The sequence below is a fragment of the Bacillus sp. FSL K6-3431 genome (assembly GCF_038002605.1).
Lineage (GTDB): Bacteria > Bacillota > Bacilli > Bacillales > Bacillaceae_C > Lederbergia.
Genome location: NZ_JBBOCT010000001.1, coordinates 2,014,321 through 2,031,777, shown reverse-complemented (window position 1 = coordinate 2,031,777; position 17,457 = coordinate 2,014,321). Strand labels below are relative to the sequence as shown.

The window sequence follows — 17,457 nt, the reverse complement described above, 5'->3', positions numbered from 1 at the left end:
CAACTTCATGGATCCGCAAGACTGGATTTCTCCATCTGGCACGGTGTGACCCACATTTTATTGTAAGTGCATAATAAAGGAAGATTGTGAGCATGATACTTTAAAATATTTAGCGGGCATGCTATGCTTTAAGTAAGTTAATAATCGGTTGGAGATCCAGAGAGACCAAGCTACGTTATGAATACCGTCATAATGATAGTTTGGTCTCTCTTTTTTATGGGAAAATGCTAAGTGGGGCTGAATTAAAATGTCCGAATAAGGGCTATACTCGAACTTAGATTAAGTGATTATTGATATATATTAAGAGTAGATTGCTTTAGGGTCTAAGACACCCACCTCTAAACATATGTAGGTGGGATTTACAATCAGATGGGGTAGAATTCCTCCCTGATTCCCTGGTGTTTCAGCTTGCTGAAGCGAGTTACTCTATAAAGATTGCAGGAGGATGAAAAATGGATTCATTTTCGAATGTGAATAGAAAAGCGCAAATAGATATGATGACTAAAACAGAATATGACATTTTAATAATTGGAGGGGGTATAACGGGAGCAGGTATTGCCTTAGACGCGACTTTACGTGGAATGAAGGTAGGACTCATAGAAATGCAGGACTTCGCGGCGGGAACATCAAGTCGTTCTACGAAACTTGTCCACGGTGGATTACGATATTTAAAGCAATTACAAATTGGAGTTGTCGCTGAGGTAGGGAAAGAGCGTGCTATTGTTTATGAAAATGGGCCACATGTGACGAAACCGGAATGGATGCTTTTACCTTTTCATAAAGGAGGAACTTTTGGCGCGTTTAGCACTTCGATTGGATTGCGGGTTTATGACTTTTTAGCAGGGGTTAAAAAAACAGAACGCAGAAAAATGTTATCTATAGATGAAACATTGAAAAAAGAACCGCTAATTAATAAAGAAGGGCTACAAGGTGGTGGTTATTATGTTGAATATAGAACGGATGATGCACGTCTCACAATTGAAGTAATGAAAGCTGCTGTTGCAAATGGAGCGGAGCTGATTAATTATGTGAAAGCAGAGGAATTTATTTACGATCATGAAACGGTGAAAGGTATAAGCGTAAAGGATATGATCTCTAACGAAAAATATCAGCTTGTTGCCAATAAAATAATAAATGCTGCAGGTCCGTGGGTGGATGATGTTCGCGGTATGGATTATTCGAAAAATAATAAGCAACTTCGTTTAACAAAGGGCGTTCACTTAGTCATAGATCAGTCAATCTTTCCATTACAACAAGCAATTTATTTTGACGCGCCAGATGGACGTATGTTGTTTGCCATTCCAAGAGCAGGTAAAACATATGTCGGAACAACAGATACTTTTTATGACAAAGATACGGCTAACCCCAAAATGCTTGATGAAGACCGCACATATATATTAGATGCCATACATTTTATGTTTCCAGATGTACATGTTACAGAGGATGATATTGAGTCCGGCTGGGCCGGCGTAAGACCGCTGATATATGAGCAAGGTAAAGATCCATCAGAGATTTCTAGGAAAGACGAGATTTGGGAATCTGACAGTGGACTAATTACAATTGCTGGAGGAAAATTAACAGGGTATCGGCAAATGGCAGAATCTGTGGTTAATCTTGTCAGCAAATTACTTCAAGAAAGTGATAATAGAACATTTAAAGCATGCCAGACAAAATCATATCCAATATCTGGCGGTGAAGTAGATGGTTCTAAAGGCTTTGTAGCATTTATTAAGAGCAAGGAAAAAGAGGCCATTTCATATGGATTTACCCAAGAGGAAGGGCAATATTTAGTTCGTTTATATGGCTCTAATGTGGATCAGCTTTTTCAATACAGTAAGCAATACGATCAAGCAGTTGATACACATCTGTCCAGGGTGGTCTATACTCAAATTATGTATGCCATTGAACAGGAAATGGTTGTTAAACCAATCGATTTTTTCATTCGTCGTACAGGTGCCATGTTTTTTGCTATCGATTGGGTGGAGGAATGGAAGGAAAGTGTCATAGCGTTTATGGCGAATAAATTAAAATGGACATCGGATCAAACCGATGAATATAGTATTCAATTAGACAAAGAAATAAAAGATGCCATCGTTCCGATTGATAAACAAATTAAATAATGAATTATCTTTCAAAAACTATCCTCCCATTACGCATTATGTGGATAGTTTTTTGTATTGTGCAGAAATAGTCATAAAGTGACAGTGAAAAGATTGAAAATTAATAATCTTTTTCTTGACTAGGACATTGTATCTATAGGATAATACTTGAAAGTAATATAAAGTGAATAAAGTTGAGGTAATGTGGAATGAATCAAAGAGGAAGAAGAAGAGGTGCAAACGGTGAGCAAAGCAGGGCTTTACTTCTTACTATAGCCGCTGATGAGTTTGCAGAACAAGGATACTATCTAACAAAAATCAGTACGATTGTTGAAAAAGCCGATTTAACTCAACCAGCTTTTTATCTTTATTTTGAGAGTAAAGCAGCGATATTCCAAGAATTAGTGGAAGAATTTCGTTTTAAATTACTTGATTTTACGAAACGAAGCAGACTTGAAAATGGAATTCAAGTTGATTCATTGTCTAAAAGAATCGCTCAAAGACTGGCAGCTATCTTTCGTTTTTTAAATGAAAATCCGAATTTAACAAGAATCGGTTTCATGATGGCAAAAGAATCAATGGATATAAAAAAACAATTGGCTGCTCAAATTGAGGGAAACTTATTGTCAGAACAACAAGCAGGCTATTTCGAACCTAATATTGACATGAGTACTTTTGCTGAAAGTTTGGTAGGAATTATTGAACGTCTCACTATTAAAAAATTATTTACTGGCATAATGACACCAGAGGAACTTGCAAATGAAATTGTTCATATTTTTTTGTATGGCGTACTGGCAAAAGAACATCGATAATAATATTCAGCTATCTATCCAGCTATGAAGATATTTCATTAATATATATAGAAAAAGGGTATATCGAGAAGCAACTGTATTTAAGTAAATTAGGGGGATATTAAAAATGAATTCTCTAGCAGGAATGGATGATAGGCTGGATGAAGAATGGATTACACTTTTGTTGATTGCAAAAGCACAGGGATTTTCACATGATGAAATCAGAAAAATATTATGCGAGCTTCAAGTGGGGAAAACATGATTAAACCAATTCAAAATATCTTTTTCATTGAATAAAAAGAAATGTATGAAATAATTAGCTCACAAATATAAACATATGCTTTTTATACACAGAGCCCAAGTCAAAAGTAATATGATACAGGGCTTTATTCGACGTATAGTCTATTTTAGTGAAATGGAAGAATGTGAATATAATACTTTGATTTATCTAGGCAATTACTTATTAGTTATGGATGAATAATTCGGATTAAACAATTAGTGGAAAGTATTTATATAAGTGTTCTAATATCTATATGAAATTAATTTTATTGGTATATGTAAAGGGATTTTGAAAGCGTTGTAGAAGATTAATATATGCGAGAAAAAAGCTGCAAATAATATTAGTTAGAAGTGAAGACAAGATGAACATACAACAAGAAGCAAAAAAGGCTGTTTCCTTCCGTACATTAATCCGATTTTTTATTCCTTTAGGTATTTCTGCAAGTTTAGTAACGATTTCACACGTTATCATTAACGGCACTTTAGCGCGATCATCAGATCCTGTTGTTGTTATTGCGAGCTACTCTGTGGCAATGAGCTTATTCGCTATATTTGAGCGATGCGCGGTAATATTACGGCAAACGTGTGCGACGCTCGTCCGAGATAAACAGTCATTTAGGTTAGTATCGAGACTTTCAGTCAGACTGCTTGCGGTTATTTTAGCGTTAAGTCTTATTATAGGATATTCACCGCTGGGAAAATTATTTTTTTCGGAAATCCTTGGTGTTAAAGAGCAAATGCTGGAACCAACGCTAGCAGTTTATCGTGTATTAATGTTCGTAACCATTTTTTCTGGAATACGCTGTTTATACCAAGGCGTCATCATTTCTAATTTGCGAACGAAGTGGCTTACAATTGGTATGTTTTTTCGGTTACTTGTTATGGCATCCCTCGCGTATATTTTATTAAAATATAATTTGGTAAATCACGGCTATATTGGCGCGTATATTTTTTTAATAGGAATGGTGATTGAGGCATTAGTTAGTGCTGTGGAAGGTCGTCAATTAGTAAAAAAGCTACCAGATAAAAAAGTGGAGCATCCAATTGTTCATCGATCACAAGTGATGAAATTTTATCTACCACTATTAATCGCATCCTTAATATCCGTAAGTATTTCTCCGGCTACGAATGCAGTATTGGGATCTAGTGGCAAAGCTGAAATTGCTATCGCTTCTTATGCAATCGCGTTTTCCGTATTAAATCTATTAGTAAGCATTTCATCTTATACACATCAGATCGTTATTAACTTTTTCGAAAAAGATGCAAGGGCTGTAACTCGGTTCGCTTTTATTTTCAGTCTTGTTCCGAGTGTTTTATTAATAACTATTGTCTATTCTCCTGTTGGTATTTGGGGCTTTCAAAATATTATGGGTGTATCAGGCGAATTGCTTGAACAAAGTATTTTAGCGTTGAAATTTTTTATTTTATTTGCACTTTGTTTTCCTTGGCTCGATTTTATCAATGGAGTACTTATGTTAAAGGGTCAGACAAAGGTATTATCTTATTCTCAAGCAGGAAATGTTTTATTAACCTTTATTGCGCTGTTTACGTTTATTTTCATTCTACCAAACGGAGGCGGACTAATCGGCTCTTTAGCCCAATCGATCGGTATTTTGACAGAGACGGCGATTGCATTCATATTCTTAAGGTATTATTTTAAAAAGAGTGGGAAGAAACTAAAAAGCCTTTGATGAAAATCAAAGGCTTTTTAGTATTCATGTTAATATAACAGTACAAACATATGTAAACGAGGGATGAAAATGAATAAACAGCGTATTTTAATTGTTGAGGATGAAGAAAAAATAGCGCGGTTATTAGAGCTTGAACTTACCTATGAAGGCTATGAAACGGGAAAAGCATTGGATGGACTAGATGGTCTTGCTATGTTTCGTGAGCATGAGTGGGATTTAATATTGTTGGATGTTATGCTGCCAGGATTAAGTGGAATTGAAGTCTTACGTCGGATTCGCTCTAGTGAATCAAGTGTGCCTGTTATTCTGTTGACAGCTAAAGATTCTGTTGAAGACAAAGTGTCGGGATTAGATCTTGGTGCGAATGATTATTTGACGAAACCATTTCAAATTGAGGAATTGCTAGCGAGAATAAGGGTGGCATTACGATTAACTCACCAGCATAGTTCAAATGTTTTGGAAGAGGAGATGCTGCAGTTCACAGACTTAACATTAAATGTGGATACAAGAGAAGTATACAGAGGAGAAGATTTAATTGAACTTACACCTAGAGAATTTGATTTATTGGCCTATTTAATGAAGAATTCACGACATGTTCTAAATAGGGAGCAACTTTTAAATGGCGTTTGGGGCTATGATTATTTCGGTGACACGAATGTTGTGGACGTGTATATTCGGTATTTACGCAATAAAATTGATAAACCATATGATGAGCCACTTATTCACACTGTTAGAGGAATAGGCTATGTACTGAAGGATACGAAATGAGACTGCGAAGTAGAATAAATCTTTATACGATTGTGATGTTTATTTTCCTGCTTATTTTGGTAAATGGAGCCATTTACATTACATTTAGTCGCATGGTGCTGAATGGTGAGCTGGAGCGTTCATCTACTGAAGCCTCAAAGACGGTGGAAGGAATGAATCTAAATGATAAAACGATAAACATTACGGATGTACTTAGAGCCTATATGCCAGTCGTCAATGGCATGTTGCAAATTATTCATGCGGATGGAAGTCCTGGTGCAGGTAGTATTGATGCTAGTCAGCGTCAATTGGAAAATTGGCCTACAGTGTTTTATGAGCAAGAAAAAAGAAAAATAATTGATTATAAAGGAAAGCCCTATACATTCGTTTCTATACCAATTATCACTAGTAAGGGAGAAATTGCAAATTTGCAAATGACAGAGAGTATTGAAGCGACTACTCAAATTTTACGAACATTAAGGATCGTATTGATAGCTGTTACATTACTAGTCTCCATCCCGGTCATTTTTTCTTCTAGATTATTAAGTAACTTTATTACAAAACCCATTTCATCCATGATCATGACGATGTTTGAAATTCGAAAAAGTGGCAAATACAAACAGATCGACTTGCCAAAACAATCGAAAGATGAACTTTACCAAATGGGCGAAACTTTTAATGAAATGATAGATCAACTTAAACAGAACTTTGAGAAACAAGAGCAGTTTGTGTCAAATGCATCACATGAATTAAAAACGCCGCTTACTGTGATCGAATCATATGCGAGCCTTTTAAAGCGGAGGGGACTGCAGCAACCCGAACTTTTCCAAGAATCTATAGAAGCAATTCACTCTGAAGCAATTCGCATGAAAGAATTAACACAACAATTACTTCTTCTTGCACGTCAAGAAGATCAGTGGAATGTAGAAATGAAGTCGGTTAAGTTGGTTCAACTTGGGGAAGAATCCATTCGATCTTTCAAAGCTGCTTTTGATCGGCATATTGAAATGAGGATAGAAGAAGACGTTACAGTTGAAGCAGACCAACAAAAGCTGAAGCAATTATTTTATATTTTAATGGAAAATGCCCATAAATATAGTGAAGCTCCGATTACTGTAATCGTACGAAGAGAAGAGGATAAGGGAATTATCGAAATCAAGGATGAGGGTGTCGGTATACCTGCTGAGGAAATATCGAAAGTATTTGATCGTTTTTACCGAGTAGATAAAGCGAGAACAAGAAAAACAGGTGGATTCGGTCTTGGACTATCACTAGCAAAGGAAATTGCAGAAGCTATTAATGCCCATCTCAGTTTGGAGAGTGTGGAAGGGTATGGTACAACGGCAAAAATCTCTCTTGAAATTGCTCATTCTCAGTAAATTCTCATCTTAATTTAGTATGATTATGTTAATAATATTTTTGGAGTGAGACAGATGAAGAAAAAAGGTCTACGCCGAGTTGCTCTTGGAGTTGGAGGCATTATTTTACTTGCAATCATTGTCTGGCAATTGTGGGGGTTGTCGCCCTCGGCCAAACCACTGTCAGAAGCTGATGCAAAAAAAATAGCGACAGAAAGATATAGTGGAGAAATTGTTGATATTACACTTGTAAAGGATGTCTATAGAGTAATATTTAAATTAGAAGATAAAACGTATGATTTGCGAATAGATAGATCTACCGGAGATGTGATTGAGATTATTAGGACTATCTCCGATGAAGAATTAAAGAAAGAAAAACAGGAAGCTAGTGTCAAAGAAATATCGGAAGCAGAGATCAAAAAAATTATTGAAAAGCAGAAAAAGGGAAAAATTAAAAAACTGGACAGAAGAGAAGACAAAGATCAGGTTTTTTATGATGCCGTGCTTGAAGATAGTGAAAAAAAGACAGTGATGATCTTAAATGCGTTAACTGGAGAAGTGGTCGATACAAAGGAGAAAAAACTAACACCTGCAAAAGAAGTGACGACGAAATTAACGGAAGCTGAGGCTGTGAAAATTGCCCTTGAAACAGTGAGCGGAACAGTGGATGATATAGATTTCGAAAACGAGGATGGCTTATTTTATTACCTTATAGAAATTGAACAAAATGACGAACGGGAAGCAGAAATACAAATTAATGCAATGACAGGTAAAGTTATGAATATTTCATGGGATGAGTAAATCCCTATATATAATCTTTTAATTTATATGTGAAGACCCACAGCTTAGAAGGCTGTGGGTTTTATTAGTTATCGTATAAATAAGGCAGGCATGGTATGTTTCTAATGCTTTTTCAAGGGAGGGACATATTGTAAATGGTACTTCTCATCAAATTCTCATCTTGCTATCCGAACGTCCTCATATTCGCAAGTTATGATGTAGTTAGATCAAATAGAGGAGGACATAACAAATGAAAAAAAAGTTAATGATTGTTGGAGTTGCAGGATTTGTTCTATTTGGAGGGGCGTTAGGTGCGGGAGCTATTTCGAATGCTAATTCCAATACGAATGTGAAGACGAATACTCAAGCTGAGGCCGATACGTCTATCATTTCAATGGAAAAGGCAACAGAGATTGCTATTAATGAAGTGGGAGGATCTTTAAATAGTGTGGAATTAGATAAGGACGACGGACGTCTTATTTATGAGGTCGAAATAGATGTACCTGAGTATGATGATGTTGACGTAGATGTAGATGCTGTGACTGGTGAAATAATCAAGGTAGATAAAGACGAAAGAGACGAAGACGATGATAGAGACAATCAGCGTTCAAATAAAGACAAGAATATTTCAAAAAAGGAAGCTATAGCAATTGCGTTAAAAGATACATCAGGAAATGTTTCAGATATAGACTTTGATTCAGATGACAATGATTATGAGATTGAAATCAAAGCAGGAAACAAAGAAGTGGAAATTAAAGTCGACGCGAAAACAGGAAAAATTCTTGAAAAAGAGATAGATGAAGATGATGATCAATAAGAAGTTAAAGGTCCATCCAAGTGATGGACCTTTTGTTATAATTTTACATATATTTTTTAGAAGAAATAAGAAAAAATGTATTGACACACATTGACTGTTCGTGATATATTTGTAAATTTGATAAATTTTTAATGTTATGGTATAATGAATATATAGCAAATCATAGGAGTGGATAACTTGTTTCATATTGGCGATAAAGTTTTTTATCCAATGCACGGTGCAGGTGTAATTGAAGCCATCGAGGAAAGAGAAATCCAGGGTGAAATGCAGAAATATTGTGTTTTTACTATCCCGGCTAGTAATATGGACGTGATGATTCCGATGAAAAATATGGTGAAAACAGGGATACGTCAAGTGGTAGATCGGAAAACGCTACAAGAAATTTTGTTTGACTTTCATAATGAAGAACCTGATTGTCAGCTTCCATGGAAAGAAAGGTTTAAACAAAATTCGGATAAAATGAGAACAGGTGACATGACGGACGGTGCTGAAGTCGTTCGAGACCTTTTATATCGTAAAAAGGAAAAGCCGCTTAATGCAAGTGAGAAACAAATGTTGAATAATGCAAGAAAAGTCTTAATTAGTGAACTTTGTTTAATTAAAGGTATCAGTGAGGTCCAAGCTGCTGATATGCTTGTCATCACGCATTAACTTTGAAAGCCTCTTTCTAATTGAAGAGGTTTTTTTGTTGGGAATTTAGGGGGTAATGCGTTTCCGTTTTAATATTTGTATATTTATAATAACTTAAGTAGGTATTGGGGTGTCATGGATGAAGAAGTTATTTTTTGCAATATTTTAGGATTAGTTATTACGCCTTTTTTTACAAATGCACATGTGAAGTGGTTCACGGAAGTTACACCTGAAAAAGAGACGATTGAAAATATCATTACGCCATTATTTATTCTTTAAACGTTTATTGTAGCATTTGGGCTAGCGTTTCTTGCTGTGTTGATTCCAAAAACGATGAAACGGCGCATTGTGAAAAAATGGGATGAAAAGCTCTCAAGTATGAGGAAGTATTCGAAAACGATATTAAAATATGGAACAGCAATCGCTTTGTTTCTTCAAGTAACGAGCGGTACACTCTTCGCACCAGAATTTCAACTTCACAATACAATTGCAATAGTTATATTCTGGGGTGTTATTGGCTGTCTATTAATACCGCATCATTATGCTACGAAAGCGAGAGCATTTATTTTACTAGGGTTATTTGTTTATATTACGATGCAAAACGGTATTTTCCATATGCTAGACTATGGATTTCATGTAGAAATAATAGGTGTCTTGCTAGTTAGTCATACTAAATGGGAGAATGAGTTTTCCCTTTTTATATTTAGGTACTGGTCTATCCTTATGTTGGGTGGCTGTGGAAAAATGGGTATACCCCTGGAATGTCACTTGATATTGTCGCAAGTCATCATGTACCAAGATTCGGGTTCCCAGCGGTATTTATCGTAATGGCTGCAATTATTGAATTTATTGTTGGATATTTATTAGTAGTTAGGATTTTAAATCGAGTGCTAGGCATTGTTGTCACTATTATCTTTATTTTAACAACGATGTTGTTTGGATTTACGGAAATCATCGGCCATTTCATGATTCATATTGTATTAATTATATTTATTATTGAAGGTGTTTCTTTTTATAACCCTCCGATCAAAATCCATAAATCAGCTACTGATCAATTTATTTTTGACTTTTTGAATTTCCTATTCGTTATCTCAACATTTCTATTAATATATTATCGATTTGCATAAAGAAAAAACGGAATTGCTTTGTAAATTAGAAAACTAGTACATTGTGTACTTTGAAATTAGGCATGAACCATGTTCATTAAAACTGATACCTGCTTCCTGTTGAAAAAAAACTGGCCTATTTAGCCAGCTTTTTGTATTACTCTTTTGTATAATTCAAATCCCACACTATTCCAAAATGGTCTTTGACTTTGGCGTATTTAGCACCCCAAAACGTATCTTGAAGTTCTTGTAAGATGGTTCCTTTTACAATTAAGCGATCATATATATGTAGTATTTCGTCTTCGTTTTCACAATCAAGCACAAATGAAGTATTAGTACCGACTGTAACAGACTGACCTGGAAAAGCATCAGAAACCATGATGAAGAGTCCATCCTTTTTGAATTTTGCATGAATGATCTTCTCATCAGCTTCCGGTGGTGTGGGAAAATCGGCTTCACCATATGTTTGCATTTCCAATACTTCTCCTTTAAAGATGTCTGTATAATACTCCAGTGCCTCTCTTGCGTTTCCTTCAAATGTAAAATAAGGTGTCACCTGATGCTTCATAATTGAACACTCCCAACTTTTTTTATCTTGCAAGTAATATTATAGTCATACATCATTTAAAATAGCTAGAACATTCGTTTGCCTATATGTGTTTTTTTTTAAAGTTAAAAATTATTCAAACCGTTTGATGTTTTCTTTCGTTACCTATAGTACAACAGGTTTTTTAGAAAGGAGAGAAAACAGTATGAAGAAAAAGTTATTTCTTGCGATGCTGATGTCAATCATGCTTATATTGCTAGGGATTTCAGCTGGAGCAGATTCAAAACGAAGTCATGCTGCCAACAATGTGGTGAAAGTGTACGGGCCAGGTGGACCCCTTGGACCAATAAAAGAACTTGCAGGGCAGTTTACAGAAAAAACGGGTATAGAAGTCGAAGTTACAGCAGGCCCAGAAGCTAAATGGATTGATCAAGCCAAACATGATGCGGACATTATTTACGGTGGTTCCGAATATATGCTGACAGACTTTATGTTGAAGCATCCAGGTATCATCAATGGAAAAACTCGAACGGAGTTGTATACGCGTGCTGCTGGCATTTTAGTTAGAAAAGGAAATCCTAAACAGATTCAATCACTGGAGGATTTAACAAAGCCTGGTGTTAAAATTATTGATGTAAATGGTGCTGGTCAATTGGGGCTGTGGGAGGATTTGGCAGGGCGAAAAGGACTTATTCCCGGAATAAGCAACAATATTGCCGTATCCGTAAAGTCAAGTGCTGAAGCGATTGAGTTATGGAATGCAAATTCGAAATTCGATGCTTGGATCACTTATGAATCTTGGCATTACCGCCTGTCAGATGTGACAGAACTAGTCCAGTTTCCAGAAGAAGAAAAACTCTATAGGGGAACACCAATAAGTCTAACCACTGAAACAGACAATAGGAAAGAATCGAAACAATTTATTGAATTTTTAAAAACAGAACAATCTCATCAAGTATTCCAACAATGGGGCTGGAAATAAACGAGAAATGGAGCTGAATAAGTATGAAAAAGTGGATGTTTATATTAACGTTTTTTGCTACAGTGCTATTTTTGGCTGCTTGTGGAAATGCAGGTTCGGAATCTGTAAAAAAGGATCAAGTAGCAAATGCAGGTTCGGAATCTGTAAAGAAAGACCAAGTAGAGGAAAATGCGGCAAGCTTGAAATTGCTAGAAAATGAGAAGGTTGGTGAGTATCTAGCTGATTCTAAGGGGATGACACTATATTATTTTAAAAAAGACGAGCCCGGAAAAAGTAATTGTGCCGGTGAATGTTTAGAAAATTGGCCTCCATTTGCAGAAAAAGATTTTGATGTGCCGACGGGCATGGACAAAAAAGACTTTGAAACAATAACAAGAGAAGATACAGGTACTGAACAAGTGACGTACAAAGGATATCCGCTTTACTATTTTGTAAATGATCAGCAAGAGGGCGATGTAAATGGTGAAGGTGTAAAAGATGTTTGGTATATTGTAAATAATGAAACAGCTTTTCAATAAATGGCATAATAAAGAGAACGATCAAAATATGATCGTTCTCATGTTCATGTTCAGAATATCAATGGCGGGGAGTGCAGGTGGGATTGAAAGAAAAACTTGATGAAGAGTTAATGGAGTTAGTAAATAAAAAGCATCGTCCCGCTCTGGAAGAAATTTATGACCGGTATATTAAATTGATTTATGGATTTATCTATAAATTTACAAATGGCAATGATGAAAAAACGAAAGAGATTGTGCAATTGGTATTTTTAAAACTTTGGACGACAAGAAGTATTTATACACTTGAAAAAGGAAGTTTTGTAAATTGGATCCTAACTGTTACTCGAAATGTATGTGTGGACTATATACGTAAGGACAGTATTCATATTAGGAATAACAAGCAAATGGATTTGAGCCAGCCTAACGACTTAGCCGATCCGAATAATGTAATAGACAATAGTATTCATTTTAGTGAAATCGCTAAAGCAAAAAGTTTGTTAAGTAGGCCACAAAAAAGATTAATTGATTTACTCTATTGGGAAGGTTATTCGCTCACGGAGATTGCAAAAATAGAAGACGAACCGATTGGAACAATAAAGAGCAGACTTCATCAGTCCCTTAAAAAGTTAAAGAAACATTTGGAAGTAGGTGATCTATAAATGAGTAAAGAGTGCGGCAACCTACTTTCATATATAGCAGAAGAGTTGGACGAAAAGACAAAAAAAGCATTCGTTGAGCATCTACCCCTTTGCCCAGAATGCACTCGGGAGTATGATCAAATGACAGAAGCTTGGAGTTCACTAAAATGGGACTTTGAAGATATGGAAGCTCCTGCATCCCTAAAGTCAGAGGTGATGGACTTTGTTTTTGACCAAGACCCTAAAGCTTCAGTGAAAAAGGTTAAATGGGGAAGGTTTATTCGTAGACAGTTTACCCCAGCAGTTTCTGTAATTATGCTGGCATCTCTGTTCTTGATAATAGCCCTAGTATATTCGAATAATCAACTGAAAAAAGAATTGGTAGCTATGTCCCCTTTAATAGAAGTACCAACAACGCTTCTTTTACAATCTACTGGGGATACCAATACAGACGGCGCTGCGCTCATCGTACAACATGGTGAAGTTAGAAGCCTAGTCATACAGATTCGAAATTTGCCTTCCCTGCAAGGATCAGAGGTTTATCAAGTATGGTTGTTAAAAGATGGAGAACGTTCCAATGCAGGTGTTTTCAAGCCTGACGAAACCGGCGCTGGCGTGTTGACCTATAGCCTCGCACAAAATGAGCAATTTGACCAAATTGGTATCACGAAAGAACCAGATGCAAATGGTACTGAGCCTAGGGGTAAAAAAGTAATTGGTTCTTTATGATGTTTCGATTTAATGTAAAGACTTGCCAAAGAGCGAGTCTCTTTTGCGTTTTTCTGCAAAATGCCAACCTGATATATCAGATGCTTCTAACACCATCTTATAAACTTCCTTCTTCAAAGCTACAAAATTAAAGATAATCATTTATTTTTTGTTGGTTGATAGGTACAATGAACTTATGTTAATAATTAGGAAGTGATACCAAGATGTTAAAACATATTAAACCGTATTCTGTACATATTGCATTAGTTGTCATTTTAACGCTCGGGGGCATTATGTTGGAGCTGCTACTACCAACGCTAATGGCCAATGTTGTTGATATTGGCATTGTAAACGGTGACATACCATACATCGTAAAAACAGGCGTTATCATGCTGCTCTGTGCTTTAGCTGCTGTTGCTTTAACGATTGGCGTTTCGTTTTTTGCTTCAAAAGTGGCGCTGGGCTTTGGAAGAGACGTTCGCCGCAGTTTATTTATTCGTGTAGAGGACTTTTCTTTGCAGGCTTTCGACAAAATAGGTCCTGCTTCATTGATTACAAGAACAACGAATGATGTAAAGCAAGTGCAAGATGTGTTAAACATGATTTTAAGGATGATGACGCGGGCGCCGCTTATGTTGATCGGTGGTATAATTCTTGCAGTTTCAAGGGAGCCAGGCTTGTCACTCGTTTTTCTAGGTGCACTGCCACTTCTTGCTATACTCATTTTTATTATCTCACGAAAAGCAATTCCGCTGTTTGGCGCTCTGCAAAAAAAGACAGATCGTTTAAATTTGCTTGTAAGAGAAAATTTATCAGGTATTCGCGTTGTTCGAGCATTTAACCGTGTTAATTATGAAAAGAAACGTTTTAACACCGCAAATGAAGATTTTCGTGATACGGGCATTAAAGTAAATAAACTGATGGCGATGCTTTTCCCAGTCATGATGATCGTGATGAATTTTACGAATATCGCTATTGTTTGGTTCGGGGCTGTTAGAATTGATCAAGGATTAATGCAAGTTGGAAATTTAATGGCCTTTTTACAATATGCAATGATGATCTTAATCTCACTTGTCATGCTATCGATGGGCTTCATTATGATTCCACGTGCACAGGCTTCCGTGAAAAGGATTAATGAAGTTTTGTTGATGGAAGCGGAAATAGAGGATCCAAAACAACCCGTAAATGAGCCACAGAAAAAGGGATATGTAGAATTTAAACAAGTTACTTTCAGATATGAAGGAGCAGAGAAACCAGTATTATATAATATTTCTTTTCAAGCGAAGCCTGGAGAAACAACTGCTATCATTGGAAGTACCGGCTCGGGGAAATCATCATTAATTAAACTGATTCCGAGATTTTATGATGTTGAGGAAGGTAGTGTGTTGATTGATGGAGTTGATCTTAGAAATATGACTCAAAAAATGCTACGAAGTAAAATCGGCTATGTTCCGCAAAAGGCGTCTTTATTCAGCGGTACGATCGCAGATAATCTTCTTTATGGGAAACCTGAAGCTAGTGAAGAGGATATGATGACAGCACTTGAAATTAGTCAGGCTAGCGATTTTGTAATGGATAAAGAAGCAGGAATTAAATCTAAAGTAGAACAGGCCGGAGCTAACCTATCCGGTGGTCAGAAACAACGGTTAGCGATTGCACGTGCACTCATAAGAAAGCCGGAAATATATCTATTTGATGATAGTTTTTCAGCGCTTGATTATAAAACAGATGCTAGATTAAGAGCTGAATTAAAAAATGTGACGGAGGATGCAACGATTATTTTAGTTGCACAACGGGTTAATACTGTTATCCAGGCGGATCAAATCATTGTTTTAAATGAAGGAGAAATAGCGGGTGTTGGGACGCATAGACAATTGCTTGCTGAGAATAAGATTTATCAAGAAATTGTTTCATCACAAGGTGAGGAGGAAGGAGCATGAGTAAACAAAATAACAAGCGACCTACTTCTTCTCCAAAACATGGTCCAGGGCAAATGCATGGAGAAAAACCGAAGGAATTCAAAAAAACACTTCGGAGACTACTTGCCTTTTTAAAACCGCGCAAGTATCAGCTTTTAATTGTTGCACTCGCTGCAGTATTTTCGACTTTATTTAATGTCGTCAGTCCAAAAGTTTTAGGAGATGCAACGACTTCGATTTTTACTAGTGTTAAAACAGGGGTAGGCATTGACTTTAATTTTATCGGTAAAATGTTAATGATATTATTATTTTTGTATGTCCTTTCCGCTATATTCGCTTATATACAGCAGTTTCTTATGGCGACTGTTTCACAAAAAACAACTGCTGAGCTCAGGCAGGCAGTAAATGATAAATTAACCCGTTTGCCTTTAAAATATTATGATCGTCATTCACATGGTGATGTACTTAGTAGAGCAATCAATGATATTGATAATATTAATAATGCGATGCAGCAGGCTCTGTCCCAAATTATTACGTCTATTATATCGATATTTGGAATAGTGATCATGATGCTAATCATTAGCCCTATGCTGACACTAGTTGTATTTGTTACTTTTCCATTAAGCGTGTTAGTTATCAAATATGTTTCCTCCTTTTCCCAAAAGCACTTTATTAGCCAACAAAAAGAGCTTGGGGATATGAATGGGCATATTGAAGAGATGTTTTCTGGCCACCAAGTGGTTAAAGCATATGGACATGAAGAGAAGGCGATTGAGACATTTGATGAAATCAATGAGAAGCTATACTACTCGGGATGGAAAGCACAATTTATTTCGGGAATCATGATGCCGCTTATGACGTTCATCGGTAATTTAGGCTATGTGTTTGTAAGTATCGGCGGAGGTATTTTAGTTTTAAATGGGAGTATACGAATTGGGGATGTACAGGCGTTTATCCAGTATTCACAGCAATTGTCGCAGCCGATGGCTCAAGCAGCTGGGATCGCAAATATGATTCAAACTGCACTCGCCTCTGCTGAACGGATATTTACTTTATTGGATGAAGAAGAAGAACCGAAAGAATCTCCTGCTGCAATTCAATTACAACAGCTAGAGGGTGGTATTTCATTTGAACATGTTCGCTTTGGATATGAACATAATGAGCCTGTCATCAAAGACTTGACATTAGAAGTGAAGCAAGGTCAAACCATTGCTATTGTTGGTCCGACTGGTGCCGGGAAAACTACGATCATCAATTTATTAATGAGATTTTATGAACTGGATGCAGGTAGAATTTTAATTGATGGGATCAGTTTAAAAAAAATGTCGCGTGAACAGGTGAGATCATTATTTGCGATGGTTCTTCAAGATACGTGGCTTTTCAATGGTACGATACGTGATAATATTGCATATGGAAACAATGATCCAACCGAAAATCAAATTATATCAGCATCAAAAAGTGCCTATGCAGATGATTTTATTCGGACGCTACCTGAAGGTTATGACACGATATTAGGCGAAGATGCAGGAAATATATCTCAAGGACAAAGGCAATTGATTACAATCGCAAGAGCCATTTTAGCTAATCCGAAAATATTAATTCTTGATGAGGCGACTAGCAGTGTTGATACGAGGACAGAAATGAATATCCAGCGTGCAATGAATCGCTTAATGACTGGGCGAACAAGTTTTGTGATTGCCCATAGACTTTCTACTATTAGAGATGCAGATGTAATATTAGTTATGAATGAAGGAGATATTATTGAAAAAGGCTCGCATAACGAACTAATAACACAAAATGGATTTTATGCAGATCTATATCGAAGTCAATTTGCAGTGAATGCAAGCTAAATGAAAAAAGAGGTTTAC

General features: G+C 36.3%; 19 protein-coding genes. 18 read left to right on the top strand and 1 reads right to left on the bottom strand.

What is annotated here, in order from left to right:
* The first annotated feature begins 452 nt into the window (after positions 1-452).
* The 12 genes from MHB53_RS10535 to MHB53_RS10480 all read left to right on the top strand — a co-directional run bounded on the left by MHB53_RS10535 (position 453) and on the right by MHB53_RS10480 (position 10,319).
* Positions 453-2,120, top strand: a complete 1,668-nt coding sequence (locus MHB53_RS10535; RefSeq protein WP_340917913.1) for a glycerol-3-phosphate dehydrogenase/oxidase — start codon at positions 453-455, stop codon at positions 2,118-2,120.
* Positions 2,121-2,308: 188 nt separating this feature from the next.
* Positions 2,309-2,911, top strand: a complete 603-nt coding sequence (locus tag MHB53_RS10530; protein ID WP_340917911.1) for a TetR/AcrR family transcriptional regulator — start codon at positions 2,309-2,311, stop codon at positions 2,909-2,911.
* Positions 2,912-3,017: 106 nt separating this feature from the next.
* Complete coding sequence (locus tag MHB53_RS10525) at positions 3,018-3,152, top strand: hypothetical protein (protein ID WP_340917909.1); 135 nt, start codon at positions 3,018-3,020, stop codon at positions 3,150-3,152.
* Between the two features lie 379 nt (positions 3,153-3,531).
* On the top strand, positions 3,532-4,860 hold the full coding sequence (locus tag MHB53_RS10520) for a multi antimicrobial extrusion protein MatE (protein ID WP_340917907.1): 1,329 nt from the start codon (positions 3,532-3,534) through the stop codon (positions 4,858-4,860).
* Between the two features lie 69 nt (positions 4,861-4,929).
* Positions 4,930-5,628: a response regulator transcription factor gene (locus MHB53_RS10515; RefSeq protein ID WP_340917904.1), complete on the top strand. Its 699-nt coding sequence runs from the start codon at positions 4,930-4,932 to the stop codon at positions 5,626-5,628.
* Positions 5,625-6,986, top strand: a complete 1,362-nt coding sequence (locus MHB53_RS10510; protein WP_340917902.1) for a sensor histidine kinase — start codon at positions 5,625-5,627, stop codon at positions 6,984-6,986. The genes MHB53_RS10515 and MHB53_RS10510 overlap by 4 nt, the downstream gene beginning before the upstream one ends.
* A gap of 54 nt (positions 6,987-7,040) precedes the next feature.
* Positions 7,041-7,766, top strand: a complete 726-nt coding sequence (locus tag MHB53_RS10505; RefSeq protein ID WP_340917900.1) for a PepSY domain-containing protein — start codon at positions 7,041-7,043, stop codon at positions 7,764-7,766.
* Between the two features lie 229 nt (positions 7,767-7,995).
* Entirely contained in the window at positions 7,996-8,562 is a 567-nt protein-coding gene (locus tag MHB53_RS10500) for a PepSY domain-containing protein (protein ID WP_340917898.1), read from the top strand.
* 177 nt (positions 8,563-8,739) lie between these two features.
* The gene (locus tag MHB53_RS10495) at positions 8,740-9,213 is read left to right on the top strand and encodes a CarD family transcriptional regulator (protein ID WP_340917896.1); all 474 of its coding nucleotides are present in this window, start codon (positions 8,740-8,742) and stop codon (positions 9,211-9,213) included.
* A gap of 114 nt (positions 9,214-9,327) precedes the next feature.
* Positions 9,328-9,471: a hypothetical protein gene (locus tag MHB53_RS10490; RefSeq protein WP_340917894.1), complete on the top strand. Its 144-nt coding sequence runs from the start codon at positions 9,328-9,330 to the stop codon at positions 9,469-9,471.
* 54 nt (positions 9,472-9,525) lie between these two features.
* The gene (locus MHB53_RS10485; RefSeq protein WP_340917892.1) at positions 9,526-10,020 is read left to right on the top strand and encodes a hypothetical protein; all 495 of its coding nucleotides are present in this window, start codon (positions 9,526-9,528) and stop codon (positions 10,018-10,020) included.
* Complete coding sequence (locus tag MHB53_RS10480) at positions 10,020-10,319, top strand: hypothetical protein (protein WP_340917889.1); 300 nt, start codon at positions 10,020-10,022, stop codon at positions 10,317-10,319. The genes MHB53_RS10485 and MHB53_RS10480 overlap by 1 nt, the downstream gene beginning before the upstream one ends.
* 136 nt (positions 10,320-10,455) lie before the next feature.
* On the opposite strand, the gene MHB53_RS10475 is transcribed toward MHB53_RS10480, so the two are convergent.
* A complete protein-coding gene (locus MHB53_RS10475; RefSeq protein ID WP_340917887.1) occupies positions 10,456-10,866 on the bottom strand; it encodes a VOC family protein in 411 nt (136 codons plus the stop codon).
* A gap of 184 nt (positions 10,867-11,050) precedes the next feature.
* Between MHB53_RS10475 and MHB53_RS10470 the strand changes: the two genes are divergently transcribed.
* The 6 genes from MHB53_RS10470 to MHB53_RS10445 all read left to right on the top strand — a co-directional run bounded on the left by MHB53_RS10470 (position 11,051) and on the right by MHB53_RS10445 (position 17,439).
* Entirely contained in the window at positions 11,051-11,827 is a 777-nt protein-coding gene (locus MHB53_RS10470) for an extracellular solute-binding protein (protein WP_340917886.1), read from the top strand.
* A 23-nt stretch (positions 11,828-11,850) separates the two neighbouring features.
* Positions 11,851-12,345 (top strand): COG4315 family predicted lipoprotein, encoded by a 495-nt coding sequence (locus MHB53_RS10465; protein ID WP_340917884.1) that lies wholly within the window; start codon positions 11,851-11,853, stop codon positions 12,343-12,345.
* A gap of 83 nt (positions 12,346-12,428) precedes the next feature.
* Complete coding sequence (locus tag MHB53_RS10460) at positions 12,429-12,983, top strand: RNA polymerase sigma factor (protein WP_340917882.1); 555 nt, start codon at positions 12,429-12,431, stop codon at positions 12,981-12,983.
* A complete protein-coding gene (locus MHB53_RS10455; protein WP_340917881.1) occupies positions 12,984-13,691 on the top strand; it encodes an anti-sigma factor in 708 nt (235 codons plus the stop codon).
* A gap of 203 nt (positions 13,692-13,894) precedes the next feature.
* Positions 13,895-15,610 (top strand): ABC transporter ATP-binding protein, encoded by a 1,716-nt coding sequence (locus MHB53_RS10450; RefSeq protein ID WP_340917879.1) that lies wholly within the window; start codon positions 13,895-13,897, stop codon positions 15,608-15,610.
* Complete coding sequence (locus MHB53_RS10445; protein ID WP_445661422.1) at positions 15,607-17,439, top strand: ABC transporter ATP-binding protein; 1,833 nt, start codon at positions 15,607-15,609, stop codon at positions 17,437-17,439. Before MHB53_RS10450 ends, MHB53_RS10445 begins: the two co-directional genes overlap by 4 nt.
* Positions 17,440-17,457 lie beyond the last annotated feature (18 nt).

Bases quoted from the DNA above. Each gene is read 5' to 3' on its own strand.
- MHB53_RS10520 (WP_340917907.1), top strand. From the start codon at position 3,532: ATGAACATACAACAAGAAGCAAAAAAGGCTGTTTCCTTCCGTACATTA.
- MHB53_RS10530 (WP_340917911.1), top strand. From the start codon at position 2,309: ATGAATCAAAGAGGAAGAAGAAGAGGTGCAAACGGTGAGCAAAGCAGG.
- MHB53_RS10445 (WP_445661422.1), top strand. From the start codon at position 15,607: ATGAGTAAACAAAATAACAAGCGACCTACTTCTTCTCCAAAACATGGT.
- MHB53_RS10455 (WP_340917881.1), top strand. From the start codon at position 12,984: ATGAGTAAAGAGTGCGGCAACCTACTTTCATATATAGCAGAAGAGTTG.
- MHB53_RS10500 (WP_340917898.1), top strand. From the start codon at position 7,996: ATGAAAAAAAAGTTAATGATTGTTGGAGTTGCAGGATTTGTTCTATTT.
- MHB53_RS10510 (WP_340917902.1), top strand. From the start codon at position 5,625: ATGAGACTGCGAAGTAGAATAAATCTTTATACGATTGTGATGTTTATT.
- MHB53_RS10450 (WP_340917879.1), top strand. From the start codon at position 13,895: ATGTTAAAACATATTAAACCGTATTCTGTACATATTGCATTAGTTGTC.
- MHB53_RS10465 (WP_340917884.1), top strand. From the start codon at position 11,851: ATGAAAAAGTGGATGTTTATATTAACGTTTTTTGCTACAGTGCTATTT.
- MHB53_RS10525 (WP_340917909.1), top strand. From the start codon at position 3,018: ATGAATTCTCTAGCAGGAATGGATGATAGGCTGGATGAAGAATGGATT.
- MHB53_RS10535 (WP_340917913.1), top strand. From the start codon at position 453: ATGGATTCATTTTCGAATGTGAATAGAAAAGCGCAAATAGATATGATG.
- MHB53_RS10470 (WP_340917886.1), top strand. From the start codon at position 11,051: ATGAAGAAAAAGTTATTTCTTGCGATGCTGATGTCAATCATGCTTATA.
- MHB53_RS10485 (WP_340917892.1), top strand. From the start codon at position 9,526: ATGAAACGGCGCATTGTGAAAAAATGGGATGAAAAGCTCTCAAGTATG.
- MHB53_RS10490 (WP_340917894.1), top strand. From the start codon at position 9,328: ATGGATGAAGAAGTTATTTTTTGCAATATTTTAGGATTAGTTATTACG.
- MHB53_RS10505 (WP_340917900.1), top strand. From the start codon at position 7,041: ATGAAGAAAAAAGGTCTACGCCGAGTTGCTCTTGGAGTTGGAGGCATT.
- MHB53_RS10475 (WP_340917887.1), bottom strand. From the start codon at position 10,866: ATGAAGCATCAGGTGACACCTTATTTTACATTTGAAGGAAACGCAAGA.
- MHB53_RS10480 (WP_340917889.1), top strand. From the start codon at position 10,020: ATGGCTGCAATTATTGAATTTATTGTTGGATATTTATTAGTAGTTAGG.
- MHB53_RS10515 (WP_340917904.1), top strand. From the start codon at position 4,930: ATGAATAAACAGCGTATTTTAATTGTTGAGGATGAAGAAAAAATAGCG.